This is a genomic window from Pseudomonas monsensis (genome assembly GCF_014268495.2).
Taxonomy (GTDB): domain Bacteria; phylum Pseudomonadota; class Gammaproteobacteria; order Pseudomonadales; family Pseudomonadaceae; genus Aquipseudomonas; species Aquipseudomonas monsensis.
Genome location: NZ_CP077087.1, coordinates 2,439,680 through 2,462,410 on the forward strand (window position 1 = coordinate 2,439,680; position 22,731 = coordinate 2,462,410).

Genomic DNA, 22,731 nt, shown 5'->3' on the forward strand with positions numbered 1-22,731 from the left:
AGGCTCGCTCCCACACAAGAGTTGTGTCGTTCACAAATCCCCTGTGGGAGCGAGCTTGCTCGCGAATGGGGCGACGCGGTCTTAATGAGACTCCCCAGCCTTCAGCCCTTGCGGCAATTTCTTGGTCAACAGAATGGCCAGCATGCTGATCCCCAGCGCAATCCCGACAAAGTGAAACGCATCGTTGTAGGCCATGATCGCCGCCTGCTGATGGACGATCTCACTCAACTTGCCCAACGCCGCCGTGTCGCTGCCAAACCTGTCGGTCATTGACGCCAGGCGCTCAGCCACCTGCGGATTGGTCGGCACCACCGCCTCGCGCAAATAATCGAAGTAGGTCTTGGTCCGCGCATCCAGCAGCGTCGCGAGCAGAGCAATGCCAATCGCACCGCCAAGGTTACGCAGGATATTGAACAGGCTCGACGCCGACCCCGCGTCCTGCGGCAGGATGTACGCCGTAGCGATCAGGGAAATGGTCACCATGATCAGCGGCTGGCCGAGGGCGCGGATGATCTGGATCTGATTGAACTGCGGCCCGGCAAAGTCCGGGTTGAGCACCCCCGACGAAAAACTCGCCAGCCCGAACAGTCCGAAGCCCAGCGTGCACAGCCATTTCGGCGACACGAACTTCATCAGCTTCGGCACCAGTGGAATCAGAAACAGCTGCGGCACGCCCATCCACATGATCACTTCGCCGATCTGCAGGGCGTTGTAGTTCTGGATCTGCGCCAGATACAGCGGCAGCAGATAAATCGAACCGTATAGCCCGACGCCCATGCCGAGGCTGGAAATACTCGAAAGGCCGAAGTTGCGATTGCGCAGGATGCCGAGGTTGATCAGCGGATTGGGCCTGGAAATCTGCACGATCACAAAGGTGATCAGGCTGATGAGGGCGATGCTGCCCAGAGTCACGATCAGGTTCGATTCGAGCCAGTCCTTGCGGTGGCCTTCTTCGAGAAATACCTGCAGACAACCGAGGCCGACACCAAGGGTGAGGATGCCGGTGTAGTCGGTGCTTTTCAGCAGTTCCCAGTGCGCTTCCTTCTTCTCCAACCCGTACATCAGCCCGGCGATCATGATCAGCCCCGGCGGAATGTTGATGTAGAAGATGTACTCCCAGCCCCAGTTTTCCGTGAGCCAGCCGCCCAGTGTCGGGCCGATGGACGGGGCGAACGTCGCGGTCATGGCGAACATCGCCATGCCTTTGGCGCGGTGGTGCTCGGGGAGTTTGATCAGGGTCAGGGTGAACGCCAGCGGGATCAGCGCGCCGCCGGTGAAACCTTGCATGGCACGAAACACGATCATGCTTTCCAGGCTCCAGGCCATCGAGCACAGCAGCGACGAAACCAGAAAACCCAGCGACACCCACACTGCCAGCCGCCGCGCCGAGAGCAACTGCACCAGCCACGCGGTCAGCGGGATCATGATGATTTCCGCGACCAGGTACGAGGTGGAAATCCACGAGCCTTCTTCCAGCGTCGCCGAGAGTGCGCCCTGAATATCTTTCAGCGAGGAGTTGGTGATCTGGATGTCGAGTACCGCCATAAAGGCGCCGAGCATCACGCTCATCACCGCGATCCAGTCGCGCCGGGTCGGTTCACCGACCGGGCGGATCAGCGAATCACCGGCCATTGTCCGGGGCGTCTTTGATGTTCACGGTGGCGGTGACCGACATGCCCGGGCGGATCTTGCCGTGCAGCGGGTTGTCGGCCTTGAAGGTCAGTTTCACCGGAATCCGCTGTACGACCTTGGTGAAGTTGCCGGTGGCGTTGTCCGGTGGCAACAGGCTGAACTGCGCACCGGAGGCGGCGAACAGGCTGTCGACCCGTGCTTCGATGGGGGTGTCGCTGTAGGCGTCGAAGGTCAGCTCGGCTTTCTGTCCGGGCTGCATGTGGCCGATCTGGGTTTCCTTGAAGTTGGCCTGAACCCAGATGTCTTCATCGGGGACGATCGACAACAGATAGGCGCCGGCCTGTACGACCTGGCCGTTGCGTGCGGCGCGCTGGCCGACCAAGCCACTGATCGGCGCATGGATTTCGCTGCGGGTCAGGTTGAGTTCGGCCTGGGCGAGATCGGCGCGGGCGTTGGCGATCTGTGCGTCGAGGCGCTTGATCTCGGCGGTCAGTGCGTTGACTTGCTGGCGTTGACTCTGCGCATCGGCCTGGGCTTTGGCCACCTGCGAGCGGGCGATGTGGGCATCGGCGGAAAGGGTGGTTACCCGTTCTTCGGAAACGTAGCCGGGTTTGCGCAAGGTTTCCGCACGCGACAGATCCATCTGCGAACGGCCGAGGGTGGCTTGGGTGGTCGCCACTTGCGCGTCGCTGGCGGCGATCAGGCTCGATTGCTGGGTCAGTTTGCTCTGCGCCTGCAAGCGCTCGGCCTCGCGGGTAGCGAGAGCCGCATTGGCGCGATCGACAGCGAGGCGAAAGTCATTGGGCTCAAGGCGCACCAGTAACTGGCCTTTTTCCACGTGTTGATTGTCCTGCACCAGCACTTCGTCGATGCGCGCGCTCAATTGGCTGGAGACGCGAGTGATTTCGCCCTGGACATAGGCGTTATCGGTGCTTTCATAAAAGCGCCCCTTGAAAAACCAATGGGCGAAGAAACCCCCGGCAATCAACAGAACCAGCAGCAGGAAAATAAACAGGCGACGCTTGAGTTGGGCAGGCATGGGCAAACTGTAGTCGAGGAATTGTAAGGAAAGGTATCAGTACGCGAATCTGGCACGAAGCCGATAAACGGTAAATGCCATCCGCCGATATTCGGCCATTCACCGCGCTGTATGGGCGTTCCAGCCGCAAACTTGGCTTAAATGCCCTGCCCGCTGGAGCGGGGCGGGTGTCGCCTGTTACCATTCGCCGCTTGATTGTTTTGCTTTTCATTCTTTTCGAGACATGCCATGACCACCGTCCGCACTCGCATCGCGCCATCGCCTACCGGGGACCCCCACGTAGGTACCGCTTACATCGCATTGTTCAACTACTGCTTTGCCAAGCAGCATGGCGGTGAGTTCATCCTGCGCATCGAAGACACCGACCAGTTGCGTTCGACCCGCGAGTCCGAACAGCAGATCTTCGACGCCCTGCGCTGGCTGGGTATCGACTGGAGCGAAGGCCCGGACGTTGGCGGCCCACACGGTCCGTACCGGCAGAGCGAGCGCGGCGATATCTATCAGAAGTATTGCCAGCAACTGGTCGACATGGGCCACGCGTTCCCGTGCTTCTGCACCGCTGAAGAACTGGATCAGATGCGCGCCGAGCAAATGGCACGCGGCGAAACCCCGCGTTACGACGGCCGCGCGCTGCTGCTGTCCAAGGAAGAAGTCGCCGCCCGCCTGGCCGCTGGCGAACCCCACGTGATCCGCATGAAGGTGCCGAGCGAAGGCGTTTGCGTAGTGCCGGACATGCTCCGTGGTGATGTCGAGATCCCGTGGGATCGCATGGACATGCAAGTGCTGATGAAGACCGACGGCCTGCCGACGTACTTCCTCGCCAACGTGGTCGACGACCACCTGATGGGCATCACCCACGTGCTGCGTGGCGAAGAGTGGCTGCCGTCGGCGCCGAAACTGATTCTGCTGTACGAGTACTTCGGCTGGGAACAGCCGGAACTGTGCTACATGCCGCTGCTGCGTAACCCGGATAAGAGCAAGCTGTCCAAGCGCAAGAACCCGACCTCGGTGACGTTCTACGAGCGCATGGGCTTCATGCCGGAAGCGATGCTCAACTATCTGGGCCGCATGGGTTGGTCGATGCCGGATGAGCGTGAGAAGTTCTCGCTGCAGGAAATGGTCGACAACTTCGACCTCAAGCGTGTGTCCCTCGGCGGGCCGATCTTCGACATCGAGAAGCTGTCATGGCTCAACGGCCAGTGGCTGCGCGATCTGCCGGTGGAAGAGTTCGCCGCACGCGTACAGAAATGGGCGTTCAACTCTGAGTACATGATGAAGATCGCGCCGCTGGTTCAGGGTCGTGTGGAAACCTTCAGTCAGGTTGCACCGCTGGGCGGGTTCTTCTTCGCCGGTGGCGTGAACCCTGATGCCAAGTTGTTCGAATCGAAAAAGCTTTCCGGTGATCAGGTTCGCCAGTTGATGCAGTTGATCCTGTGGAAACTCGAAAGCCTGCGTCAGTGGGAGAAGGACAACATCACCGCGACGATTCAGGCGGTGGTCGAATCCCTTGAGCTGAAACTGCGTGACGCGATGCCGCTGATGTTTGCCGCGATCACCGGGCAGGCGAGTTCGGTGTCGGTGCTCGATGCGATGGAAATCCTCGGCCCGGACCTGACCCGTTTCCGTCTGCGCCAGGCGATCGACCTGCTGGGCGGTGTGTCGAAGAAAGAAAACAAAGAGTGGGAAAAGCTGCTGGGCGCGATTGCTTAAGCACGTCTGACTCTGCGGGAACCGCCGAAGGCCGGGATCTTTTGATTCCGGCCTTCGGCGTTTTCCCCCCGGATTTTCGGGGGGAGGGCGGTAAGTGATTGTTATGCCGACAAAAAACTTTGAAATTTTTCAAAAATAAGTTTGACAGGCTTTCGATACGCCCTTAAGATTCGCCCCGTCCTCAGCGATGACATCAACGATGAGGGGCTATAGCTCAGCTGGGAGAGCGCTTGCATGGCATGCAAGAGGTCGACGGTTCGATCCCGTCTAGCTCCACCAATTTACACTTCGAAGCCTGGCCACACCGGCTTCGAAGCGATCAACACTCAGCGTTGATCAGTTGTATAGAAGGGTTTGCGTCCCCTTCGTCTAGTGGCCTAGGACACCGCCCTTTCACGGCGGTAACAGGGGTTCGAGTCCCCTAGGGGACGCCAGTTTTACAGAAGTGATGTTGCAAAACGTTGCTCCGCCGCGAGGCGAAAAATCCGGGGCTATAGCTCAGCTGGGAGAGCGCCTGCATGGCATGCAGGAGGTCAGCGGTTCGATCCCGCTTAGCTCCACCAATTTACAGTTCAAGGTCTGGCCACACCGGCCTTGAAACGATCAGTTCTCAGCGCTGATCAGTTGTATAGAAGGTTTGTGTCCCCTTCGTCTAGTGGCCTAGGACACCGCCCTTTCACGGCGGTAACAGGGGTTCGAGTCCCCTAGGGGACGCCACGATTACCCGCTCTGCGGGATTTATAAGGGTCATTCAATTATTGAATGGCCCTTTTGTTTGTCTGGCGTTTGGCCAATTCTCCTTTTTCCTTACACTGTGCTTCAGACCAGCGGTCATATCCTTGACTTGCAGAATATTATTATGCGAATAATATTCTAGTCGTAATATTCGGAGGCAACGATGAACGATAAAAAAGCTCAAACCCGCGAACGCATCCTCAAGGCTGCCAGCGCCGCATTGATTCAGCGTGGCCCGGCAGACCCAAGCGTGGGCGAAGTGATGGGCGCGGCCGGCCTGACCGTCGGCGGCTTCTATGCGCACTTCGAAAGCAAGGACGCGATGATGCTCGAAGCGTTCAAGCAGCTCCTGGGTCGCCGACGCGACCTGATTGCCGACATGGACGCCGACCTGACCGGGGAAGAGCGTCGCGCCTTGGTCGCGGCTTTCTATCTGTCACGCAAGCACCGTGATTCCAGCGACGCGGCGTGCCCGATTCCAGCCTCCATCGGCGAACTGGGCCGTTTGCCGGAGTCGTTCCGCGTGGCACTGAACGAGCATCTGGAGTTGATGATTGCGCAGTTGGCGTCCAGCCCCGAGGACACCGACAAAGCCCTGGCCGACGTGGCCTTGATGGTGGGCGGGCTGGCGCTCGCAAGGGCCCTGGGGCCAGGAGATTTATCCGATCGATTGCTGCGCGCGGCCAAGTCGGCGGTGCGTTGACCTGAAGGCAATTCGCCTGAGGAGAGAACGATGAACACGTTGAAGTGGATTCGTGGCGTTAATGGCACCTTGGGCTGGATTGCACCGAAACGGGTAGCGAGCAAAATGCGCCTGGCGTTCATGACGCCACGCACGCTGCCTTTGCGTGATTGGGAATTGCCGCTGCTGGCCAATTCCGAACGAATCACTTTGCGCTTTGGTCTCTCAGCGTTGCGCTGGGGCCAAGGCCCGACCGTGCTGCTGATGCATGGCTGGGAAGGGCGGCCAACCCAGTTTGCCGCGCTGATCACGGCATTGGTCGAGGCCGGTTACACGGTTGTGGCCCTCGATGGTCCGGCCCACGGTCGTTCGCCGGGGCGAGAGGCCAATGTCGTGCTGTTCGCCCGTGCCATGCTCGAAGCCGCTGCCGAGCTGCCACCGTTGCAAGCGGTCATCGGCCACTCCATGGGCGGCGCCAGCGCGATGCTCGCCGTGCAATTGGGGTTGCGCACCGAAACCCTCGTCAGCATTGCCGCGCCGGCCCGAATTCTCGGCGTGTTACGCGGTTTCGCGCGCTATGTCGGCTTGCCGCCCAGAGCGCGTTCCGCCTTTATCCGGCAGGTCGAGCAGGACGTCGGCATGCGCGCCGCCACTCTGGATGTCGCGCACTATCAACTGGATATGCCGGGGCTGATCGTGCATGCCGAGGACGACACCTTCGTTTCGGTCAAGGAATCGCAGCTGATTCACGAAGCATGGTTCGACAGCCGTCTGCTGCGCCTGGAAAGCGGCGGCCACCAGCGCGTGCTGGCTGACCCTCGGGTGGTGGATGGCGTGTTATCACTGTTGGCCGGGCGCAGCCTTCAGGCGCGCCAATCGGCCTGAGCTCCGTTACACTGCCCCGGTTGAATCAATTGACCGGGAGTGGGGCATGGGTTGGGATCGGGCAACGCCGTTTACCATTGATCTGCAAGTCGGCGCCGAGGACATCGACGGGCTGGGCCACGCGAATAACGCGGTGTACGTGACCTGGCTGGAACGCTGTGCCTGGCGCCACTCGCAGCGTCTGGGGCTGGATCTGGTCGAGTACCGTCGGCTGGATCGGGCGATGGCCGTGGTGCGTCACGAGATCGATTATCTGGCCGCCGCTTACGAAGGCGATGAGCTGCAGTTGGCGACCTGGATCGTCGATTGGGATCAACGCCTGAAAATGACCCGGCATTTCCAGCTGAAACGCCCGAGCGATAACACCACTCTGCTGCGCGCGCAAACCACGTTCGTCTGCATCGAGCTGTCCACCGGCAAGCCCAAGCGCATGCCGGCGGAGTTTATCGAGGGCTACGGTCCCGCAATTCAGGCCTCAGAATCTGCGCAAATCTAATCTGTAGGAGTGAGCCTGCTCGCGATGGCTGTGTCTCAGTCACATATGCATCGACTGACACTCCACCATCGCGTGCGGGCTTACTCCTACAGGGGATCTGCGGTTTTTCTCGTAATCCAGTAAACTGCCGCACGTTTTCTTCAAGTAGTGTTTTCCCCATGCAAATTGCTCTGGCGCCCATGGAGGGGTTGGTCGACGACATCCTGCGCGACGTGCTGACCCGTGTTGGCGGCATCGACTGGTGCGTCACCGAATTCATTCGGATCAACGATCAGTTGCTCACACCGGCCTATTTCCACAAGTTCGGTCCGGAATTGCTCAATGGTGCCCGTACCCGATCTGGTGTCCCGCTGCGCGTGCAGTTGCTCGGCTCTGACCCGGTATGCCTCGCGGAAAACGCGGCGCTGGCCTGCGAGCTCGGTTCTGAAGTGATTGACCTCAACTTCGGCTGCCCGGCCAAGACCGTCAACAAATCCCGGGGCGGGGCGGTGCTGCTCAAGGAGCCGGAACTGCTCAATACCATTGTCGAGCACGTGCGCCGCGCCGTGCCGGCGCACATCCCGGTCACCGCCAAAATGCGTCTCGGCTTCGACAGCCCGGACGGCTCGCTGGTCTGTGCCACTGCGCTGGCCGAAGGCGGTGCCGAGCACATCGTGGTTCACGCCCGGACCAAAGTCGATGGCTACAAGCCGCCGGCACACTGGGAGTGGATTCCGCGGGTGCAGGATGTGGTCAAGGTGCCGGTGTTTGCCAACGGTGATATCTGGAGCGTCGAGGACTGGCGGCGTTGTCGCGAGATCAGTGGTGTCGAGGACATCATGCTCGGTCGAGGCCTGGTGTCGCGGCCGGATCTGGCCAGGCAAATCGCGGCTGCCCGTGCTGGAGAGGACGTGGTCGAGATGACCTGGGCCGAGCTGATGCCGCTGATCCAGGACTTCTGGCTGCAAGCCAAGGCGCAGATGACCGCGCGTCAGTCGCCGGGCCGTTTGAAGCAATGGCTGGCAATGCTGACACGCAATTATCCTGAAGCCACCGAGCTGTTTACCGTGCTCCGTCGTGAAACCGAGCCGGACCAGGTCTCGCGTTTGCTCGGCCTGCCGGTCGCCGAAGCGGCCTGAAAAAATCTGCAAATACTCTCTTGAAATCATTTCAGCGGTCCCTATCTAAGGGGTACGCGATGCCGAATTCGGGTCGCGGAGACACAAAAACTTGCTGATTGTTTTCAGGAGATTTGAACCATGAGTACTGCATTTTCCCTCGCACCACTGTTCCGTTCCTCGGTGGGTTTCGACCGCTTCAACGACCTGTTCGAAACCGCGCTGCGCAACGAGCCAGGCAGCAGCTACCCACCTTACAACGTCGAAAAGCACGGTGATGACCAATACCGCATCGTCGTGGCCGCAGCCGGTTTCCAGGAAGAAGACCTGGAGCTGCAAGTCGAGAAAGGTGTGCTGACCATCAGTGGCGGCAAGCGTGATGCCAACGAAGGCGTGACCTTCCTGCATCAGGGCATTGCCCAGCGAGCCTTCAAGCTGTCCTTCCGGCTGGCCGATCACATCGAGATCAAGGCCGCCGATCTGAGCAACGGTCTGTTGAGCATCGACCTGTTGCGGGTGATCCCGGAAGAAGCGAAGGCCAAGCGCATCCCGATCAACGGGGCGCAGAAGCCGGCTCTGCAACATTGATTCACTTGCAGACACAAAATGTCTGAGCAGGCGCTGAGCCGCTGAATGAAGGCCCCGATACGTCGGGGCCTTTTTTATGGGCGTAAGAAAAGCGTTGTGCGACTTTGCCGCCGACAACGGTTTCTCTACAATCCGCCGCAGTTTTGCCGACCCCACTCCCTGGCGGTCGGCCTGGAGCCTTTTTCATGGACGATATTCAGCAGCGTTGGCTGTGCGCCCTTTCTGCGCCGATGGCAGCGCTCAATACCGGCGCCGGGTATGCCGACCCCGCTTTCTGCGACGACCGCTACATTGATCTGCGAGACAGTTGGGGGATCGATGATCGGCGACAATTGTTCGAGATGCTCGAAGGGATGACCGATGATGGCCATGCCAGGCACCTCAGCGCGGCCTATATGGCCTGGCAGCGTTGTCTGCCGAGCGAATGGCAGGCCTTGCTTGCAGACCTGAGTCCCCGCCAACGTGTCTTGCATGAATTCGCCAGCCGTACATTCGGCAGCTGCGGTCCCGGGGGGATTTTGTCTTGGGATTATGGGCGCATGGGCTTCCTCTTGCGTTGCGCGGTGCGCAATCAGTGGATCGATCTGCTCGAGAGCAACTGGCTGCACAGTCGCCTGGCCATCAGGGCGCAATTTCACTACGGCAGCTGGATGGCATATTTCAATGGCTTTGTGGTGGGGCGGACTTTTTGGTGCTGCTTGAGCGCCAGCGATGACGAGCTCGCTGGCGCGCTGGACCGGCAAGGCAACAGCGCTCATAACCTGCGGATCAGTCGCGGTCTTGCGCAGAACATTCCGCACTTTCTAGCCGATTTGCCTTGGCACATGGACATTGATCCGCCGCCACGTCCGATATCGCTCAAGGAGTTCGACTGGTCATGAGTTGCTGGATCCGACTGGGCATCGAGCCTACGACTGACGAAACCCTGATTCGCAATGCCTACCGCGCACGCCTGCCGGCGCATCATCCGGAGACTGACCCGGAAGGCTTTCAGGCACTGCGTATGGCCTACGAAAACGCCCTGCGTCTGGCCCGTGCAGACGAGGAGGAATCCGAGCCAGAGCCCGAAGCGGCAGAGCCGAAGGTCAAGGAGGTCCCGCAGACGTTCGTGGATTTCTGCGAACTGCTTGACGATCCTGCGCGACGCTTCAATTTCGCGGCGTGGCAGGCCTTTGTCCAGGCACTGGATGAACTGTCGCTGGATGCACTGGATGAACTCGGCTGGGGGCTGTACCGCCGGATGGCCGACGCCGGTCCGTTGTCCTACCGTTGCGCAAACCTGTTGGCCAAGCGTATGGCCTGGGATCAACAGTTGCTGGATCTGGAGTTCAACGACGCCCAGCGGGTTGAAGCCTTTCTGCGGCGAATCGAGGGCCCCGACCCGTTCGACACGGATCTGATGAGCGCCTGGTCGGAGGCCGCGCAGACTGAATCGCTGTGGTACGCGCGGAGCCTGGACTTCATTTTCACCCAGCGCCCGCTCCATGAGTTCGCCGACTTCGCCAGTCAGCACACGTGCCTGCCGTTGCCGGATGATGCTGCGTTCATCAAGCGTCTGCTGGTGCAGTTCACGCAGGCGGGCATCGGAGTGTCGACATTTTTGCAGTGCTGCGTCGAACAGCAACGTGCAGCACCGGATGATCTGGACTGGTTGTACCTGTTGGCGTGTCAGAGCAGCTTGTTGGGGCGGGACGATCAGGCACTGCCTTGCTGGATCCGGCTCTGGAACGAACATCGTCATCCGATGGCGGAAAGTCGTCTGCTGGAATTGTGTGCCAAGCGCCAGCCGACCTTTCTGCCGCTGCTGATTCAGGCGTTCGATCGTCTGCAGGACTGTGCTGACTGGTCAGAGGATCTCGGGGATGAATGCCAGGTGTCTGGCAGCCCGTCGCAACGCCCTGAGACGCTGAATCGTTGGCTGGGTGTCGGGCGGCTGCAGCTGGAGAGTCTGGCCCAGAGTTTTGTCGACTGGCGCATGACGGGTGATGAGCTTCCATTGCTCGCACAACTGTTGGGTGAGAATGCCGACAGCCGATTGCTGCAGCTTTACCGGCACGCCTGGGCGTTGCATCGGGGCGACTCGCTGTTGCTGCAGCAGATTCTGGATGCACCGCTGCCGGTCGATGCGCTCGAAAGCCTGGTCTTGAGCGGCTTCAAATATCAGGCCGGGCAGCATCTGCGCTGGTTGAGCAGGGCGCCGATTGCGCAGGCGATGGACGCTTTCTGCGAGGCGGATTCGAACTCGCGGCAGTTGCCGGAGGTGCTGACACAAGGCGAGCCGCACAAGGTCTGTCGTTTGTGGCTGCGACGCTTGCGGCCTTACAGCCACGCAGCGCTGGAGCGAATGGCCGAAGCGTTCAGACTGAGTGCTGTCAAAGATGACTGTGACTTGTCCGAACTCGATTTGCTTCTGCAGTTGAGTCGTCGCGCAATTGAGTTGCCGCCGGTCGGCCTGGGCGCAGCTGCATGGGAGTGGCATGCCCAGAGCCTGTTTTTGCTGGCGTTGCTGGAGCAGCCGGAACGCTGGTTGCAATTGATTGATGCGCGGTGCCTGGAGCGTCTGTCGTTCAACCCTGCTCATCCCTTGGCTCGGCTGCAGCCATTGTTGCAGCGTTTGCAGCGTGAGCAAGGCAACTGCGATGGCTTACTGGGATGGCTGCAAGGCGATGACCCGGTTCACGGTTTGTTGGTGCAACAATTGTTCAGCGTACAACAGGCCCTCGACAGCGCCAGATTGCCTGCCAATACCTTGCTTTACACTTGCGTCGAAAGCGACCGGGATGCCTGCGGCGACGATCTGCTGGGGTTGTTGATGTTCTGGGGCGTGCTCTATCACGACCCGAGCCTGAGCGCCGAGCAGCACCGGGCCTTGTTGCAATCCATCGCGGCGGTCAGTTGCGAAGACGACTGGTTCGAAGGTTTTCGCGACGGATTGATCAAAGGCGAGCCGGTGTGGCCACCGCGCAAGGTGTTGACGGATTTTGGCGTCGACAAACTGCTGGCGTATGAGGCGCTCGATGCCCTCAAGGGCCTGATTCGTTATGGCGCTGCCGGTGTGCCGAAAACGCGAGTACTGCGCCAATTGCAGCAGGGCAAGGATGACGTGCAGAACAGCGTCGGCTTGCGGCTGGCGCTGTGTGCGTTGCTGTCCTGGTCGGAGCGTTTACTACTGGCCAACAGTGATATTCAACCGGTACCGGCAGGTGCGATCTGGCGCCTCGGGTCGCGACTGGGGCGCAAGGCTTTTATCGCTCAGGTCCTGGGGTGTTTGGTGATCGCACCGGTGGCGGGTCTGATCAGTGGCACCACGGCCGCTGGCATTCTTATCCTGTTGCTCGCTGTTCTGGTGTTGCTCGGCGCCATTCTGCGCCGCTTGCATGACATGGGGCGGGGCATTCCCACGTTGCTGATATTCATGGCGCTGTCACCGGTGCTGCCATTTTTGCCGTTGGTGCTGTTCGGCTTTCCAGGGGACAAGTTGCCCAACCGCTATGGCGTGCCGCCGGACAGCGGGGGTGGCGAAACACTGTCCGGCGGCCTGCAGGCCGCATTGCGCCGCCTCAATGGCTAGAGGCGCAGTTGGTCCAGTGCCTTGTTGAGCTCTGAGCGGTGGCTCGCGATCTCGGATGATTGCTGGCCACCGAGGATCGCGGTGAAGCTGTGCAGCCATTCGGCAATGCGTTCGCGTTGCGTTCCGAGGCTCTGCATCCATGCCCGTTCCAGACGGGCCAGCAAGGTGCGGTTGGGCAATGCGTCGCGTGGATGGACCTTCAATGTGGACAGCCGGTTATGGCTGTCCCGGCGCGCCTGCTCATCCAGCCCTGTAGGACTGCGGTCGATACTGTGGCTGTGGCGATCACCGGTCTCGAGCAACGTGACGTCGACTTCGAGCAAACCATTGATGTCATAGCTGAAGCGTACATCCAGTTCCTGAATGTGATCGCAGGGCGTCAAATCGACATCGAAAGCCTCAATCAGGATGTTGTCGCGTACCCACGGTCGTTCACCCTGATAGACAGCAATACGGATCTGTTCCTGACGGGGGTGGGTGGTGTGATAACGCTCCACCCGTGACGTCGGGATGATGGTGTTGCGTTCGATAATCGGCGAAAAAGCACCGTCGATGCCGTTGCCGCGCATGGTCGCGATGCCCAGCGTGTAAGGGCAGACATCGGTCAGAATCAGCTCTTCCACCGCGCCATCGCGCGCCTTGCACGCGGCTTGCGTGGCCGCCCCGAGCGCAACGATGGTGTCCGGGTCGAGATGCCGGTACGGCAGGCGCCCGAACAGCGTGGCGACCATTTGCTGCACCGCCGGCATCCGCGTGGCGCCACCGACCAATACCAGGCTGTCGAGATCGCGGGGTTTGAGCCGCGCATCGCGCAGGGCCTGTTCGATCGGTGCGCGCAGTCGGGCGAGTAGCGGCTCCCAGATCTTCACGGCAGCGGCTTCGTCCAGTGACCATTCGAACGTCGTGTCGCCGTGACGCCAGCTCAGCTGCTGTGTCCCTTCGCCGAGTTTGCACTTGAGTTGTTCCAGCGCATCGCCAAGGCTGGCCATGCCCTGCGCATCAACCATTGACGGGTTCAGTTGCCAGTTTTTCAGGCACGCCTGCAACAGCGCGGCGGTGAAGTCTTCGCCACCGAGGAAGTTGTCGCCGGTGGACGCATGCACTTCAATCAGCGGGAGCGCGTATTCCAGCACCGTGACGTCGAACGTACCGCCACCCAGATCGAAAATCAGTGTGCGTTCGAACTTTTGCTCGTGCAGCCCGTAGGCCATGGCGGCGGCGGTCGGTTCGTTGATCAGGCGCGTGACGGCAAGACCGGCCAGCTCGGCGGCGAACAGGGTGCGCTTGCGTTGCTCGTCGCTGAAGTACGCCGGCACGGAAATCACCGCTTCAGAGACCGGGTGGCCGAGGAAGGCCTCGGCGTCCTGCTTGAGTGAGCCGAGCACCAGCGCCGACAACTCTTCCGGACTGAAATGGCGGCTGCCGAGCTCGATCTGCCTGTCGCTGCCCATGAAGCGCTTGAAGGCAGCGGCCGTGCGGTCAGGGTGGGTGGTCAGGCGGGCGCGGGCGGCTTTGCCGACCAGAATGGTGTCATCTTCATCGAGGCTGACCACCGACGGGGTCAGCACGTCACCGAGGGCGTTGGGAATCAACCGGGCCTGACCGTCCTGCCAGACGGCGATCAGACTGTTGGTGGTGCCAAGGTCAATGCCCAGCAGGGCCGGGCGGGGGAGGGTTGCATCCTGCATGATCGTTCTCGAAACGGCGCAAAAAAACGCGACCCTACAGGTTGCCGCAAACCGTGGCAATCAGGGTTCTGTTGCAGCCTGCGCCGTTGCCTGCTTCAGGGCAGCAGCCCTTTCAGCGCCTCCAGCGCCATCGGCCGACTGTGCAGATAGCCTTGATACAAATGGCAACCCAGACCTTGCAGGAACGCCAGTTGCTCCGGAGTTTCCACGCCTTCGGCGATCACCTCCAGCTCCAGGCTGCGCGCCATAGCGACGATCGCGCGAATGATCTCGGCGTCGTTCGGGTCGGTGGTCGCATCGCGAATAAACGACTGATCGATTTTCAGCGTGTCCACCGGCAAGCGCTTGAGGTAGGTCAGCGACGAATAGCCGGTGCCGAAATCGTCCATGGCGAAGCTCACCCCGAGTTTTTTCAGCCGGCGCATCTTGCTGATGGTGTCTTCCAGATTCTGGATGACGATGCCTTCGGTGATCTCCAGTTTCAACAGCGAGCACGGCAGGCCATGACTGGACATGCTGTGTTCGATGCGTTCGACGAAATCGTTCTGGCGGAACTGTCGCGGGCTGATGTTCACGCACAGGCTGAAATTCAGCGGGTCGACCAGTTTCAGCGCGATCAGCTCTTTGAACGCGTCACAGGCTTCGTCGAGGATCCAGGTGCCGACTTCGAGAATCAGGCCGCTGTCCTCCAGCACTTTGATGAACTCGGTCGGCGATTGTGTGCCCAGCTCCGGGTGGTGCCAGCGCACCAGCGCTTCAGCGCCGATGATGCGGTTGTCCCGGGCGTCGACCTGCGGCTGGAAGTGCACGTTGAATTCGCCGCGCGACAGCGCCAGGCGCAAGTCGGTCTCCATGCGCAACCGTTCGCTGGCGGCTTTCTGCATGGTGTTGTGATACATCTGCGTGGTGTTGCGCCCGGAATCCTTGGCCCGGTACAGCGCGATGTCGGCGCGTTTGAGCAAGTCGGTCGGGGTCGAACCGTGGTCGGGAATCAACGCCACGCCGATACTCGGCGTCACTTGCAGGCGCTGGCCGTCGAGGAACATCGGTTCCGACAGCAGCTCGCGGATGGTGTCGGCCAGTTCCCGCACCTGGGTGCTGACCTCGTTGCGTGTGCCCTCCAGACCACTGAGCAGCACCACGAACTCATCACCGCCCAGACGCGCGACGGTATCTTCCATGCGCACGCTGGCTTCGAGTCGCGCGGTGATGATCTTCAGCACCGTGTCGCCGACCGGGTGGCCGAGGGAATCGTTGATGTGCTTGAAGTGATCGAGGTCGAGAAAAAGCAGTGCGCCGCGCAGGTTGTGGCGTTTGAGCAGGGCAATCTGCTGGCTCAGGCGATCCATCAACAGAGCGCGGTTGGGCAGGTTGGTCAGCGGATCGTGATACGCCAGATGACGAATCTGGGCCTCGGCGTTTTTCAGCAAGCTGACGTCGCGGGCTGTCAGCAGCAGGCACGCGGTTTCATTCAGGGTGATCGGCTCGACTGAAACCTCGACGGTGAGCAACTCACCGCGCTTGTTGCGCCCGAGCATTTCCTGATGATGCACGCGGCCCTTGATCTGCAGCTCGGCGAGCAACGCCGAGCGCTGTTTCTCCTCGGCCCAGATGCCGACCTGATACACGGTCTTGCCCACCACTTCGTCCGCGCGATAGCCGGTCAGGCGGCAGAAACCGTCGTTGACCTCCAGATAACGCCCGGTGTCGCGCTCGGTGATGGTGATCGCGTCGGGGCTGGAGTGGAACGCTTTGGCGAATTTCTCTTCGCTGGCCTTGAGTGCGGCTTCCGAACGCTGTTGCTGGGTGATGTCGCGCAACGTGGTGACGATGCATGGCTGATCACCAACGCTGATCTGCCGGCTGGAAATCACGCAGGTCAGCGACTGGCCGTCCTTGTGCTGGACGATGATCGCGACATTGCTCAGCCCCTGCTCGCGAATCACGCGCTCGATGCGCTGCAGGCTTTTCGCCGATGCGTCCCACAGGCCGATTTCTTCGGCGGTGTGGCCGATCACGTCGGCGGCGCTCCAGCCGAAAGTCTGGGTAAAACTGTTATTGATTTCGATGAATTCGCCACTGTCCTGGCGGGTGACACAGATCGGGTCGGGACTGACCTGGAACAGCGTGGCGAATTTCTCTTCCGAGGCCACCAGTCGCTGTTCGCGTTCGACTTGATCGGTGATGTCCAGCAACGTCCCGGCCATGCGCAACGGCGCGCCGTTGTCGTCGCGGTAGAGGCGGGCGCGGCTTTCCAGATATCGCGAGCTGCCGTCCGGCAGTTGCACGCGATAAGTCAGTTGATAGTTGCCCGCCGGACCTTCGCGCAGGCTGCGATACGCATTGCGCATGCTGTCGCGCTCTTGGCCGGGCACGCCTTCGAAAAACTCGTCGAATGATTCATGGAACGGTTTTGGCTCCAGCCCGTGCAGCTGCGCGGCACGCGCCGAGCCGTAAAGCATGCCGCTGGGGATGTGCCAGTCCCAGGTACCGAGCTGCGCGGAATCCAGCGCCAGATCGAGGCGTTCCTGACTGTCCTTCAGTGCCAGTTCGGCGGCTTTGCGCTCGGTGGTGTCGAGGAACGTGCTGAGCAGATAGGGCTGGCCTTCGAGTTCGACCTTTTGCGCACTGAGAATGCCGTCATGCACCTGACCGTTGCTGGCGCGAAACTGCACTTCCATGCTGATCAGTTCGCCCTTGGCCTTGGTTTTCTTCACCAGTTCGGCGCGTTGTTCAGGGTGCACCCACAGGCCCAGTTCCAGGGTGGTGCGGCCGATGGCGGTCTGCACCGGCCAGCCGAACAGGCTTTCGAAATACTGGTTGGCTTCACTGATCAGGCCGTCTTCCTGGCGCGTCAGCAACACCATGTTCGGGCACAGGTGAAAGAGTGTGGCGAAACGTTTCTCCGAGCTGCTCAAAGCCTGTTCGCGTTGACGCTGGTGGGTGATTTCGCGAATCACCCCGATCATTCGGGGGCGGCCGTGTTTGTCCGGCAGCAGGCTGCCACTGATCTCCAGCCAGTGCAGGCTGCCGTCCGGCCAGCGAATGCGGTGGTGCATCGCCTGTTCCAGTGGTGCGCCGGCAATCACCGCGTGGAAGGCGCGCACGGTTTTCGCGCGGTCTTCCGGAGGCAGCAGATCGAGGTATTCCAGATCTTCCGGCAGCGGTTGCCGTGGATCGAAGCCGAACAATGCCTGAGTGCCCCGCGACCAACTGATCTGCCCGCGCTCGATGTCCCAGTACCAGGCACCGAGCCGCGCGCCGTTGAGGGCAGCGAGCAATTGCGGCGCACTCTCCCAGCTCTGCTCGGAATGACGCGGGTCAATCGCTTGAATGCGCGGCATCGGCGGAATTCGGTCAACAGATTTCGGCATTGTTAACGGGCCTTGAGCTGATGTTGGCGTTAGGCACAGGGGCAGCGGCTCTCTCGGAGTAACACAAGTTGGCCTTAAGTCCCTGGCAGATCGACTTGAGCATCCAGCAAGGCCATAAAGGCTCTTGCTGCATTCGATAGCGTCCGTTCGGTGTGCAGGATATAGCCTAGCTGGCGACTGAGCTGTATGCCCGGCAAAGCGATGCTCGCCACCTGCTCATCGAGCATGGTGCGCGGCAAAACACTCCACGCCAGGCCGATCGAGACCATCATTTTGATGGTTTCCAGATAGTTGGTGCTCATGGCGATATTCGGCGTCAGTCCCTGGGCTTCGAACAAGCGTTGGACAATATGGTGAGTAAAGGTGTTGCCGCCGGGGAAAACCGCCGGATGACCGGCAATGTCGGCCAGGCTGACCGGGCCGTTGCCGATCAATGAATGCTCCGGGGCGACCACGAAATCCAGCGGGTCGTCCCACACCGGCGTGGCTTTGACCAGCGCGTGCGGTTCCGGCGCCAGGGTGATGACCGCCAGTTCTGCACGGCCATGGAGAATTTCTTCGTAGGCCACTTCCGAATCGAGGAACTGAATATCCAGCGCCACCTGTGGGTAGCGACGAGTAAATTCCCGCAAAAGCGGCGGCAAACGGTGCAAACCGATGTGGTGACTGGTGGCCAGGGTCAGGCGCCCGCTGACTTCGCCGGTGAGGTTGGTCAGGGCGCGGCGGGTGTCGTCCAGCACGTTGAGAATCTGATAAGCCCGTGGCAGCAGGGCCCGGCCGGCCTCAGTCAGGCCTACTTCGCGGCCCAGGCGGTCGAACAGGCGCACCTTCAATTGCTGCTCCAGGCCGGCGATGCGTTTACTGATCGCCGGCTGCGTCAGATGCAGGCGTTCGCCGGCGCCAGAGAAGCTGCCCGTCTCGGCGATCGCGATAAAAGCATTGAGGTTGGCCAGATCCATGGTTCGTATTCCAGTTGGTTATCCAAAGCATAAAAAATATGAATTTGAGTTATTTAATGTAACCCCATAGGATCGGCCTCACAAGCCAAAGGGTTATTGATAAGCCCAAGGCATAGAAACAAGCTGATGAGGAACCGTCTGATGGCCGGCAAAACGCTCTACGACAAGCTCTGGGATTCGCATTTGGTCAAGCAGCGCGACGATGGCTCGGCGTTGATCTATATAGATCGTCACATCATCCACGAAGTGACTTCGCCGCAAGCTTTCGAAGGCCTGCGTCTGGCCGGGCGCAAGCCTTGGCGCATTGATGCCAACATCGCGACCCCGGACCACAACGTACCGACGACCCCGGAACGCAAGGGCGGGATTGAAGCGATTGCCGATCAGGTCTCGCGTTTGCAGGTGCAGACCCTCGATGACAACTGTGATGAATACGGCATCGTCGAGTTCAAGATGAACGACGTGCGCCAAGGCATCGTCCACGTGATCAGCCCGGAGCAGGGCGCGACCTTGCCGGGCATGACCGTGGTCTGCGGCGATTCGCACACCTCGACCCACGGTGCGTTCGGCGCGCTGGCCCACGGCATCGGCACCTCCGAAGTTGAGCACGTGCTCGCCACCCAGTGCCTGGTCGCCAAGAAAATGAAGAACATGCTGGTACGCGTCGAAGGGCAATTGCCGTTCGGCGTGACCGCCAAGGACATCGTCCTCGCGGTGATCGGCAAGATCGGCACCGCCGGCGGTAACGGCCATGCCATCGAATTTGCCGGCAGCGCGATCCGCGACCTGTCTGTCGAAGGCCGCATGACCATCTGCAACATGTCCATCGAAGCCGGCGCCCGTGTGGGCCTGGTGGCGGCGGATCAAAAGACCGTCGATTACGTGAAAGGTCGTCCCTTCGCCCCGAAAGGCGCCGAATGGGACATGGCGGTCGAAGCCTGGAAAGATCTGGTGTCCGATGCTGACGCCAAATTCGACACCGTGGTTGAGCTGGACGCCGCGCAAATCAAGCCGCAAGTCAGCTGGGGCACTTCGCCTGAGATGGTTTTGGCGGTTGACCAGAACGTGCCGGATCCTGCCAAGGAGATGGATCTGGTCAAGCGTGACTCGATCGTCCGCGCCTTGAAGTACATGGGGTTGAGCGCCAATCAGGCGATCACCGACATTCAACTGGATCGCGTATTCATCGGCTCCTGCACCAACTCGCGAATCGAAGATTTGCGCGCTGCTGCCGTGATTGCCAAGGGCCGCAAAGTGGCATCGACCATCAAGCAGGCGATCGTGGTGCCGGGCTCGGGTCTGGTGAAGGCCCAGGCTGAGGCCGAAGGTCTGGACAAGATTTTCCTCGAGGCCGGTTTCGAATGGCGCGAGCCGGGTTGCTCGATGTGCCTGGCAATGAACCCGGACCGTCTGGAATCCGGCGAGCATTGCGCCTCGACCTCCAACCGCAACTTCGAAGGCCGTCAGGGCGCCGGTGGTCGTACCCACCTCGTGAGCCCGGCCATGGCCGCTGCGGCGGCGGTGAACGGTCGTTTCATCGACGTTCGTGAATTGATCTGAAGGAGAGCGCAGCATGAAAGCTTTTACCCAGCACACTGGTCTTGTCGCGCCTCTGGATCGTGCCAACGTCGACACCGACCAGATCATCCCCAAGCAGTTTCTGAAGTCGATCAAGCGCACCGGTTTCGGGCCGAACCTGTTCGACGAGTGGCGTTACCTGGATGTCGGCCAGCCGTATCAGGACAACTCCAAGCGCCCGTTGAACAAGGAGTTCGTGCTCAACGCCGAGCGTTATCAAGGCGCCAGCGTGTTGCTGGCCCGCGAGAACTTCGGTTGCGGCTCCAGCCGTGAACACGCGCCGTGGGCGCTGGAAGAATACGGTTTCCGCAGCATCATTGCGCCGAGCTACGCCGACATCTTCTTCAACAACAGTTTCAAGAACGGCTTGCTGCCGATCATCTTGAGCGACGCTGAAGTCGATGAATTGTTCAAGCAGGTGGAGGCCGAGCCGGGCTATCAATTGCAGATCGACCTGCAGGCGCAGACCGTAACCCGTCCGGACGGCAAGGTTTACAACTTTGAGATCGACGCGTTTCGCAAGCATTGCCTGTTGAACGGTCTGGACGATATCGGTTTGACCTTGCAGGACGGTGATGCGATTGCGGCATTCGAAGCCAAGCATCGGGTTAGTCAGCCGTGGTTGTTCCGCGACGCATAATTGATTCGAGATTGATGTAGTCAGGGCCGGCCCCATCGCTGGCAAGCCAGCTCCCACAGGGATTGCGGTGTTTACAAAATCTGTGGGAGCTGGCTTGCCAGCGATGAGGCCGGAACAAGCACCATAGGATTCAAGGAAAGTCCCCATGACCAGCACCGCCCAACACTCTCAGGTCGTACAGAAGCAATTCGGTGAACAGGCCGCCGCCTACCTGAGCAGCGCCGTTCACGCGCAAGGCACCGAATTCGCGCTGCTACAGGCTGAGCTGGTGGGGCAGGGCGAGGCGCGGGTGCTGGATCTGGGGTGCGGCGCCGGTCATGTGAGTTTTCATGTGGCACCACTGGTGAAAGAAGTGGTGGCCTACGACCTGTCGCAGCAGATGCTCGACGTGGTCGCCGCTGCGGCTGTGGATCGCGGTTTCGCCAACATTGCCACGGTCAACGGCGCCGCCGAGCGTCTGCCGTTTGCCGATGGCGAGTTCGACTTCGTGTTCAGCCGTTATTCGGCGCACCATTGGAGCGACCTCGGCGTGGCCCTGCGTGAAGTGCGTCGGGTACTGAAGCCGGGCGGTGTGGCGGCATTCGTTGACGTGTTGTCACCGGGCAGCCCGTTGTTCGACACTTACCTGCAAAGCGTCGAAGTGCTGCGCGACACCAGCCATGTGCGCGATTATTCCGCCGGCGAGTGGTTGCGGCAGGTCAGCGAGGCGCGGCTGCATACCCGCAGCACCACCCGTCAGCGCCTGCGTCTGGAGTACAGCAGTTGGGTCGAGCGCATGCGCACACCCGACGTGATGCGCGCGGCGATCCGCCAGTTGCAGCAGTCGATGGGCAGTGAAGTACGCGAATATTTTGAGATTGATGCCGACGGCTCGTTCAGTACAGATGTGATTGTGCTGATCGCCGAGCGTTAAGAATTTTTCCGGGCGCGTCAGTTAGAGGCGCACCGACTGAAGACACGAGGAAAGCATGAGCAAGCAGATTCTGATTCTCCCAGGTGACGGTATTGGTCCGGAAATCATGGCCGAAGCGGTCAAGGTTCTGGAATTGGCCAACGACAAGTACAGCCTGGGCTTCGAGCTGAGCCATGACGTGATCGGTGGCGCCGCCATCGACCAGCACGGCGTGCCGCTGGCCGACGAAACCCTCGATCGTGCCCGCGCTGCCGACGCCGTGCTGCTGGGCGCGGTGGGCGGCCCGAAATGGGACACCATCGAGCGTGACATCCGCCCGGAGCGCGGCCTGCTGAAAATCCGTGCGCAACTGGGTTTGTTCGGCAACCTGCGTCCGGCGATTCTGTACCCGCAACTGGCCGACGCTTCGAGCCTGAAGCCGGAAATCGTTGCCGGTCTGGACATCCTGATCGTCCGTGAACTGACCGGCGGTATCTACTTCGGCGCGCCGCGCGGCACCCGTACCCTGGAAAACGGCGAGCGTCAGTCCTACGACACCCTGCCGTACAGCGAAAGCGAAATCCGCCGCATCGCCCGTGTCGGTTTCGACATGGCCATGGTGCGCGGCAAAAAACTGTGCTCGGTGGACAAGGCCAACGTACTGGCGTCCAGCCAACTGTGGCGCGAAGTGGTCGAGCAAGTCGCCAAGGATTACCCGGAAGTCGAACTGAGCCACATGTACGTCGACAACGCCGCCATGCAACTGGTGCGCGCACCGAAGCAGTTCGACGTGATCGTCACCGACAACATGTTCGGCGACATCCTGTCCGACGAAGCGTCGATGCTCACCGGTTCGATCGGCATGCTGCCGTCGGCCTCGCTGGATTCGAACAACAAGGGCATGTACGAGCCTTGCCACGGTTCGGCCCCGGACATCGCCGGCAAAGGTATCGCCAACCCGCTGGCGACCATTCTGTCGGTGTCGATGATGCTGCGTTACAGCTTCAATCTGCATGACGCGGCCGATGCCATCGAGAAAGCCGTCAGCGTGGTGCTGGATCAAGGCCTGCGCACTGGCGACATCTATTCGGCCGGTTGCACCAAAGTCGGTACGCAGGAAATGGGCGACGCAGTAGTCGCCGCGCTGCGGAATCTGTAATCTCTC

17 protein-coding genes and 4 tRNA genes are annotated in these 22,731 nt (G+C 60.6%); 16 read left to right on the top strand and 5 right to left on the bottom strand.

All coding sequences use genetic code 11. The features are described from left to right. Window positions 1-81: 81 nt before the first annotated feature. Both HV782_RS10610 and HV782_RS10615 read right to left on the bottom strand, forming a co-directional pair. Window positions 82-1,632 carry an MDR family MFS transporter gene (locus HV782_RS10610; protein ID WP_189655765.1) on the bottom strand — a complete coding sequence of 517 codons (1,551 nt, stop codon included), beginning with the start codon at window positions 1,630-1,632 and terminating at the stop codon, window positions 82-84. Then, complete coding sequence (locus tag HV782_RS10615; RefSeq protein WP_123588460.1) at window positions 1,622-2,671, bottom strand: HlyD family secretion protein; 1,050 nt, start codon at window positions 2,669-2,671, stop codon at window positions 1,622-1,624. Before HV782_RS10615 ends, HV782_RS10610 begins: the two co-directional genes overlap by 11 nt. 228 nt (window positions 2,672-2,899) lie before the next feature. On the opposite strand from HV782_RS10615, the gene gltX reads away from it, so the two are divergent. The 12 genes from gltX (at window position 2,900) to HV782_RS10675 (ending at window position 12,435) form a co-directional block, all read left to right on the top strand. Beyond that, entirely contained in the window at window positions 2,900-4,381 is a 1,482-nt protein-coding gene (gene gltX, locus HV782_RS10620; RefSeq protein ID WP_123463440.1) for a glutamate--tRNA ligase, read from the top strand. A gap of 203 nt (window positions 4,382-4,584) precedes the next feature. Beyond that, a tRNA-Ala gene (locus tag HV782_RS10625) sits at window positions 4,585-4,660 on the top strand. Between the two features lie 79 nt (window positions 4,661-4,739). Then, a tRNA-Glu gene (locus HV782_RS10630) sits at window positions 4,740-4,815 on the top strand. A 53-nt stretch (window positions 4,816-4,868) separates the two neighbouring features. Continuing rightward, window positions 4,869-4,944 (top strand) — tRNA-Ala (locus HV782_RS10635). Window positions 4,945-5,022: 78 nt separating this feature from the next. Then, window positions 5,023-5,098: transfer RNA gene (locus tag HV782_RS10640), tRNA-Glu, on the top strand. Between the two features lie 181 nt (window positions 5,099-5,279). Beyond that, window positions 5,280-5,819: a TetR/AcrR family transcriptional regulator gene (locus tag HV782_RS10645; RefSeq protein WP_123463439.1), complete on the top strand. Its 540-nt coding sequence runs from the start codon at window positions 5,280-5,282 to the stop codon at window positions 5,817-5,819. 30 nt (window positions 5,820-5,849) lie between these two features. Beyond that, complete coding sequence (locus HV782_RS10650) at window positions 5,850-6,683, top strand: alpha/beta fold hydrolase (protein WP_128613519.1); 834 nt, start codon at window positions 5,850-5,852, stop codon at window positions 6,681-6,683. Between the two features lie 46 nt (window positions 6,684-6,729). After that, window positions 6,730-7,179 (top strand): acyl-CoA thioesterase, encoded by a 450-nt coding sequence (locus tag HV782_RS10655; RefSeq protein WP_016985250.1) that lies wholly within the window; start codon window positions 6,730-6,732, stop codon window positions 7,177-7,179. Window positions 7,180-7,337: 158 nt separating this feature from the next. Continuing rightward, window positions 7,338-8,297: a tRNA dihydrouridine synthase gene (locus HV782_RS10660; RefSeq protein WP_128613521.1), complete on the top strand. Its 960-nt coding sequence runs from the start codon at window positions 7,338-7,340 to the stop codon at window positions 8,295-8,297. Window positions 8,298-8,417: 120 nt separating this feature from the next. Next, window positions 8,418-8,864, top strand: coding sequence for an Hsp20 family protein (locus tag HV782_RS10665; protein ID WP_123463433.1), 447 nt, complete (start codon window positions 8,418-8,420; stop codon window positions 8,862-8,864). A 185-nt stretch (window positions 8,865-9,049) separates the two neighbouring features. Continuing rightward, the gene (locus HV782_RS10670; protein ID WP_186744696.1) at window positions 9,050-9,745 is read left to right on the top strand and encodes a DUF1266 domain-containing protein; all 696 of its coding nucleotides are present in this window, start codon (window positions 9,050-9,052) and stop codon (window positions 9,743-9,745) included. Next, on the top strand, window positions 9,742-12,435 hold the full coding sequence (locus HV782_RS10675) for a DUF805 domain-containing protein (RefSeq protein WP_186744693.1): 2,694 nt from the start codon (window positions 9,742-9,744) through the stop codon (window positions 12,433-12,435). Before HV782_RS10670 ends, HV782_RS10675 begins: the two co-directional genes overlap by 4 nt. On the opposite strand, the gene HV782_RS10680 is transcribed toward HV782_RS10675, so the two are convergent. The 3 genes from HV782_RS10680 to HV782_RS10690 all read right to left on the bottom strand — a co-directional run bounded on the left by HV782_RS10680 (window position 12,432) and on the right by HV782_RS10690 (window position 18,456). Then, window positions 12,432-14,123 carry a molecular chaperone HscC gene (locus tag HV782_RS10680; RefSeq protein ID WP_186744691.1) on the bottom strand — a complete coding sequence of 564 codons (1,692 nt, stop codon included), beginning with the start codon at window positions 14,121-14,123 and terminating at the stop codon, window positions 12,432-12,434. The two genes, HV782_RS10675 and HV782_RS10680, sit on opposite strands and share 4 nt — an antisense overlap. A gap of 95 nt (window positions 14,124-14,218) precedes the next feature. Further along, on the bottom strand, window positions 14,219-17,497 hold the full coding sequence (locus HV782_RS10685; RefSeq protein WP_186744689.1) for a sensor domain-containing protein: 3,279 nt from the start codon (window positions 17,495-17,497) through the stop codon (window positions 14,219-14,221). Between the two features lie 74 nt (window positions 17,498-17,571). Beyond that, the gene (locus tag HV782_RS10690) at window positions 17,572-18,456 is read right to left on the bottom strand and encodes a LysR family transcriptional regulator (RefSeq protein ID WP_123463423.1); all 885 of its coding nucleotides are present in this window, start codon (window positions 18,454-18,456) and stop codon (window positions 17,572-17,574) included. Between the two features lie 141 nt (window positions 18,457-18,597). Here HV782_RS10690 and leuC point away from each other — a divergent pair, with 141 nt between their 5' ends. The 4 genes from leuC to leuB all read left to right on the top strand — a co-directional run bounded on the left by leuC (window position 18,598) and on the right by leuB (window position 22,725). After that, the gene (gene leuC / locus HV782_RS10695; protein WP_123463421.1) at window positions 18,598-20,016 is read left to right on the top strand and encodes a 3-isopropylmalate dehydratase large subunit; all 1,419 of its coding nucleotides are present in this window, start codon (window positions 18,598-18,600) and stop codon (window positions 20,014-20,016) included. Window positions 20,017-20,029: 13 nt separating this feature from the next. After that, a complete protein-coding gene (gene leuD / locus HV782_RS10700; RefSeq protein ID WP_123463419.1) occupies window positions 20,030-20,674 on the top strand; it encodes a 3-isopropylmalate dehydratase small subunit in 645 nt (214 codons plus the stop codon). A 145-nt stretch (window positions 20,675-20,819) separates the two neighbouring features. Further along, on the top strand, window positions 20,820-21,587 hold the full coding sequence (locus tag HV782_RS10705) for a class I SAM-dependent methyltransferase (protein ID WP_186744687.1): 768 nt from the start codon (window positions 20,820-20,822) through the stop codon (window positions 21,585-21,587). Between the two features lie 55 nt (window positions 21,588-21,642). Next, complete coding sequence (gene leuB, locus HV782_RS10710; protein WP_123463416.1) at window positions 21,643-22,725, top strand: 3-isopropylmalate dehydrogenase; 1,083 nt, start codon at window positions 21,643-21,645, stop codon at window positions 22,723-22,725. Window positions 22,726-22,731 lie beyond the last annotated feature (6 nt).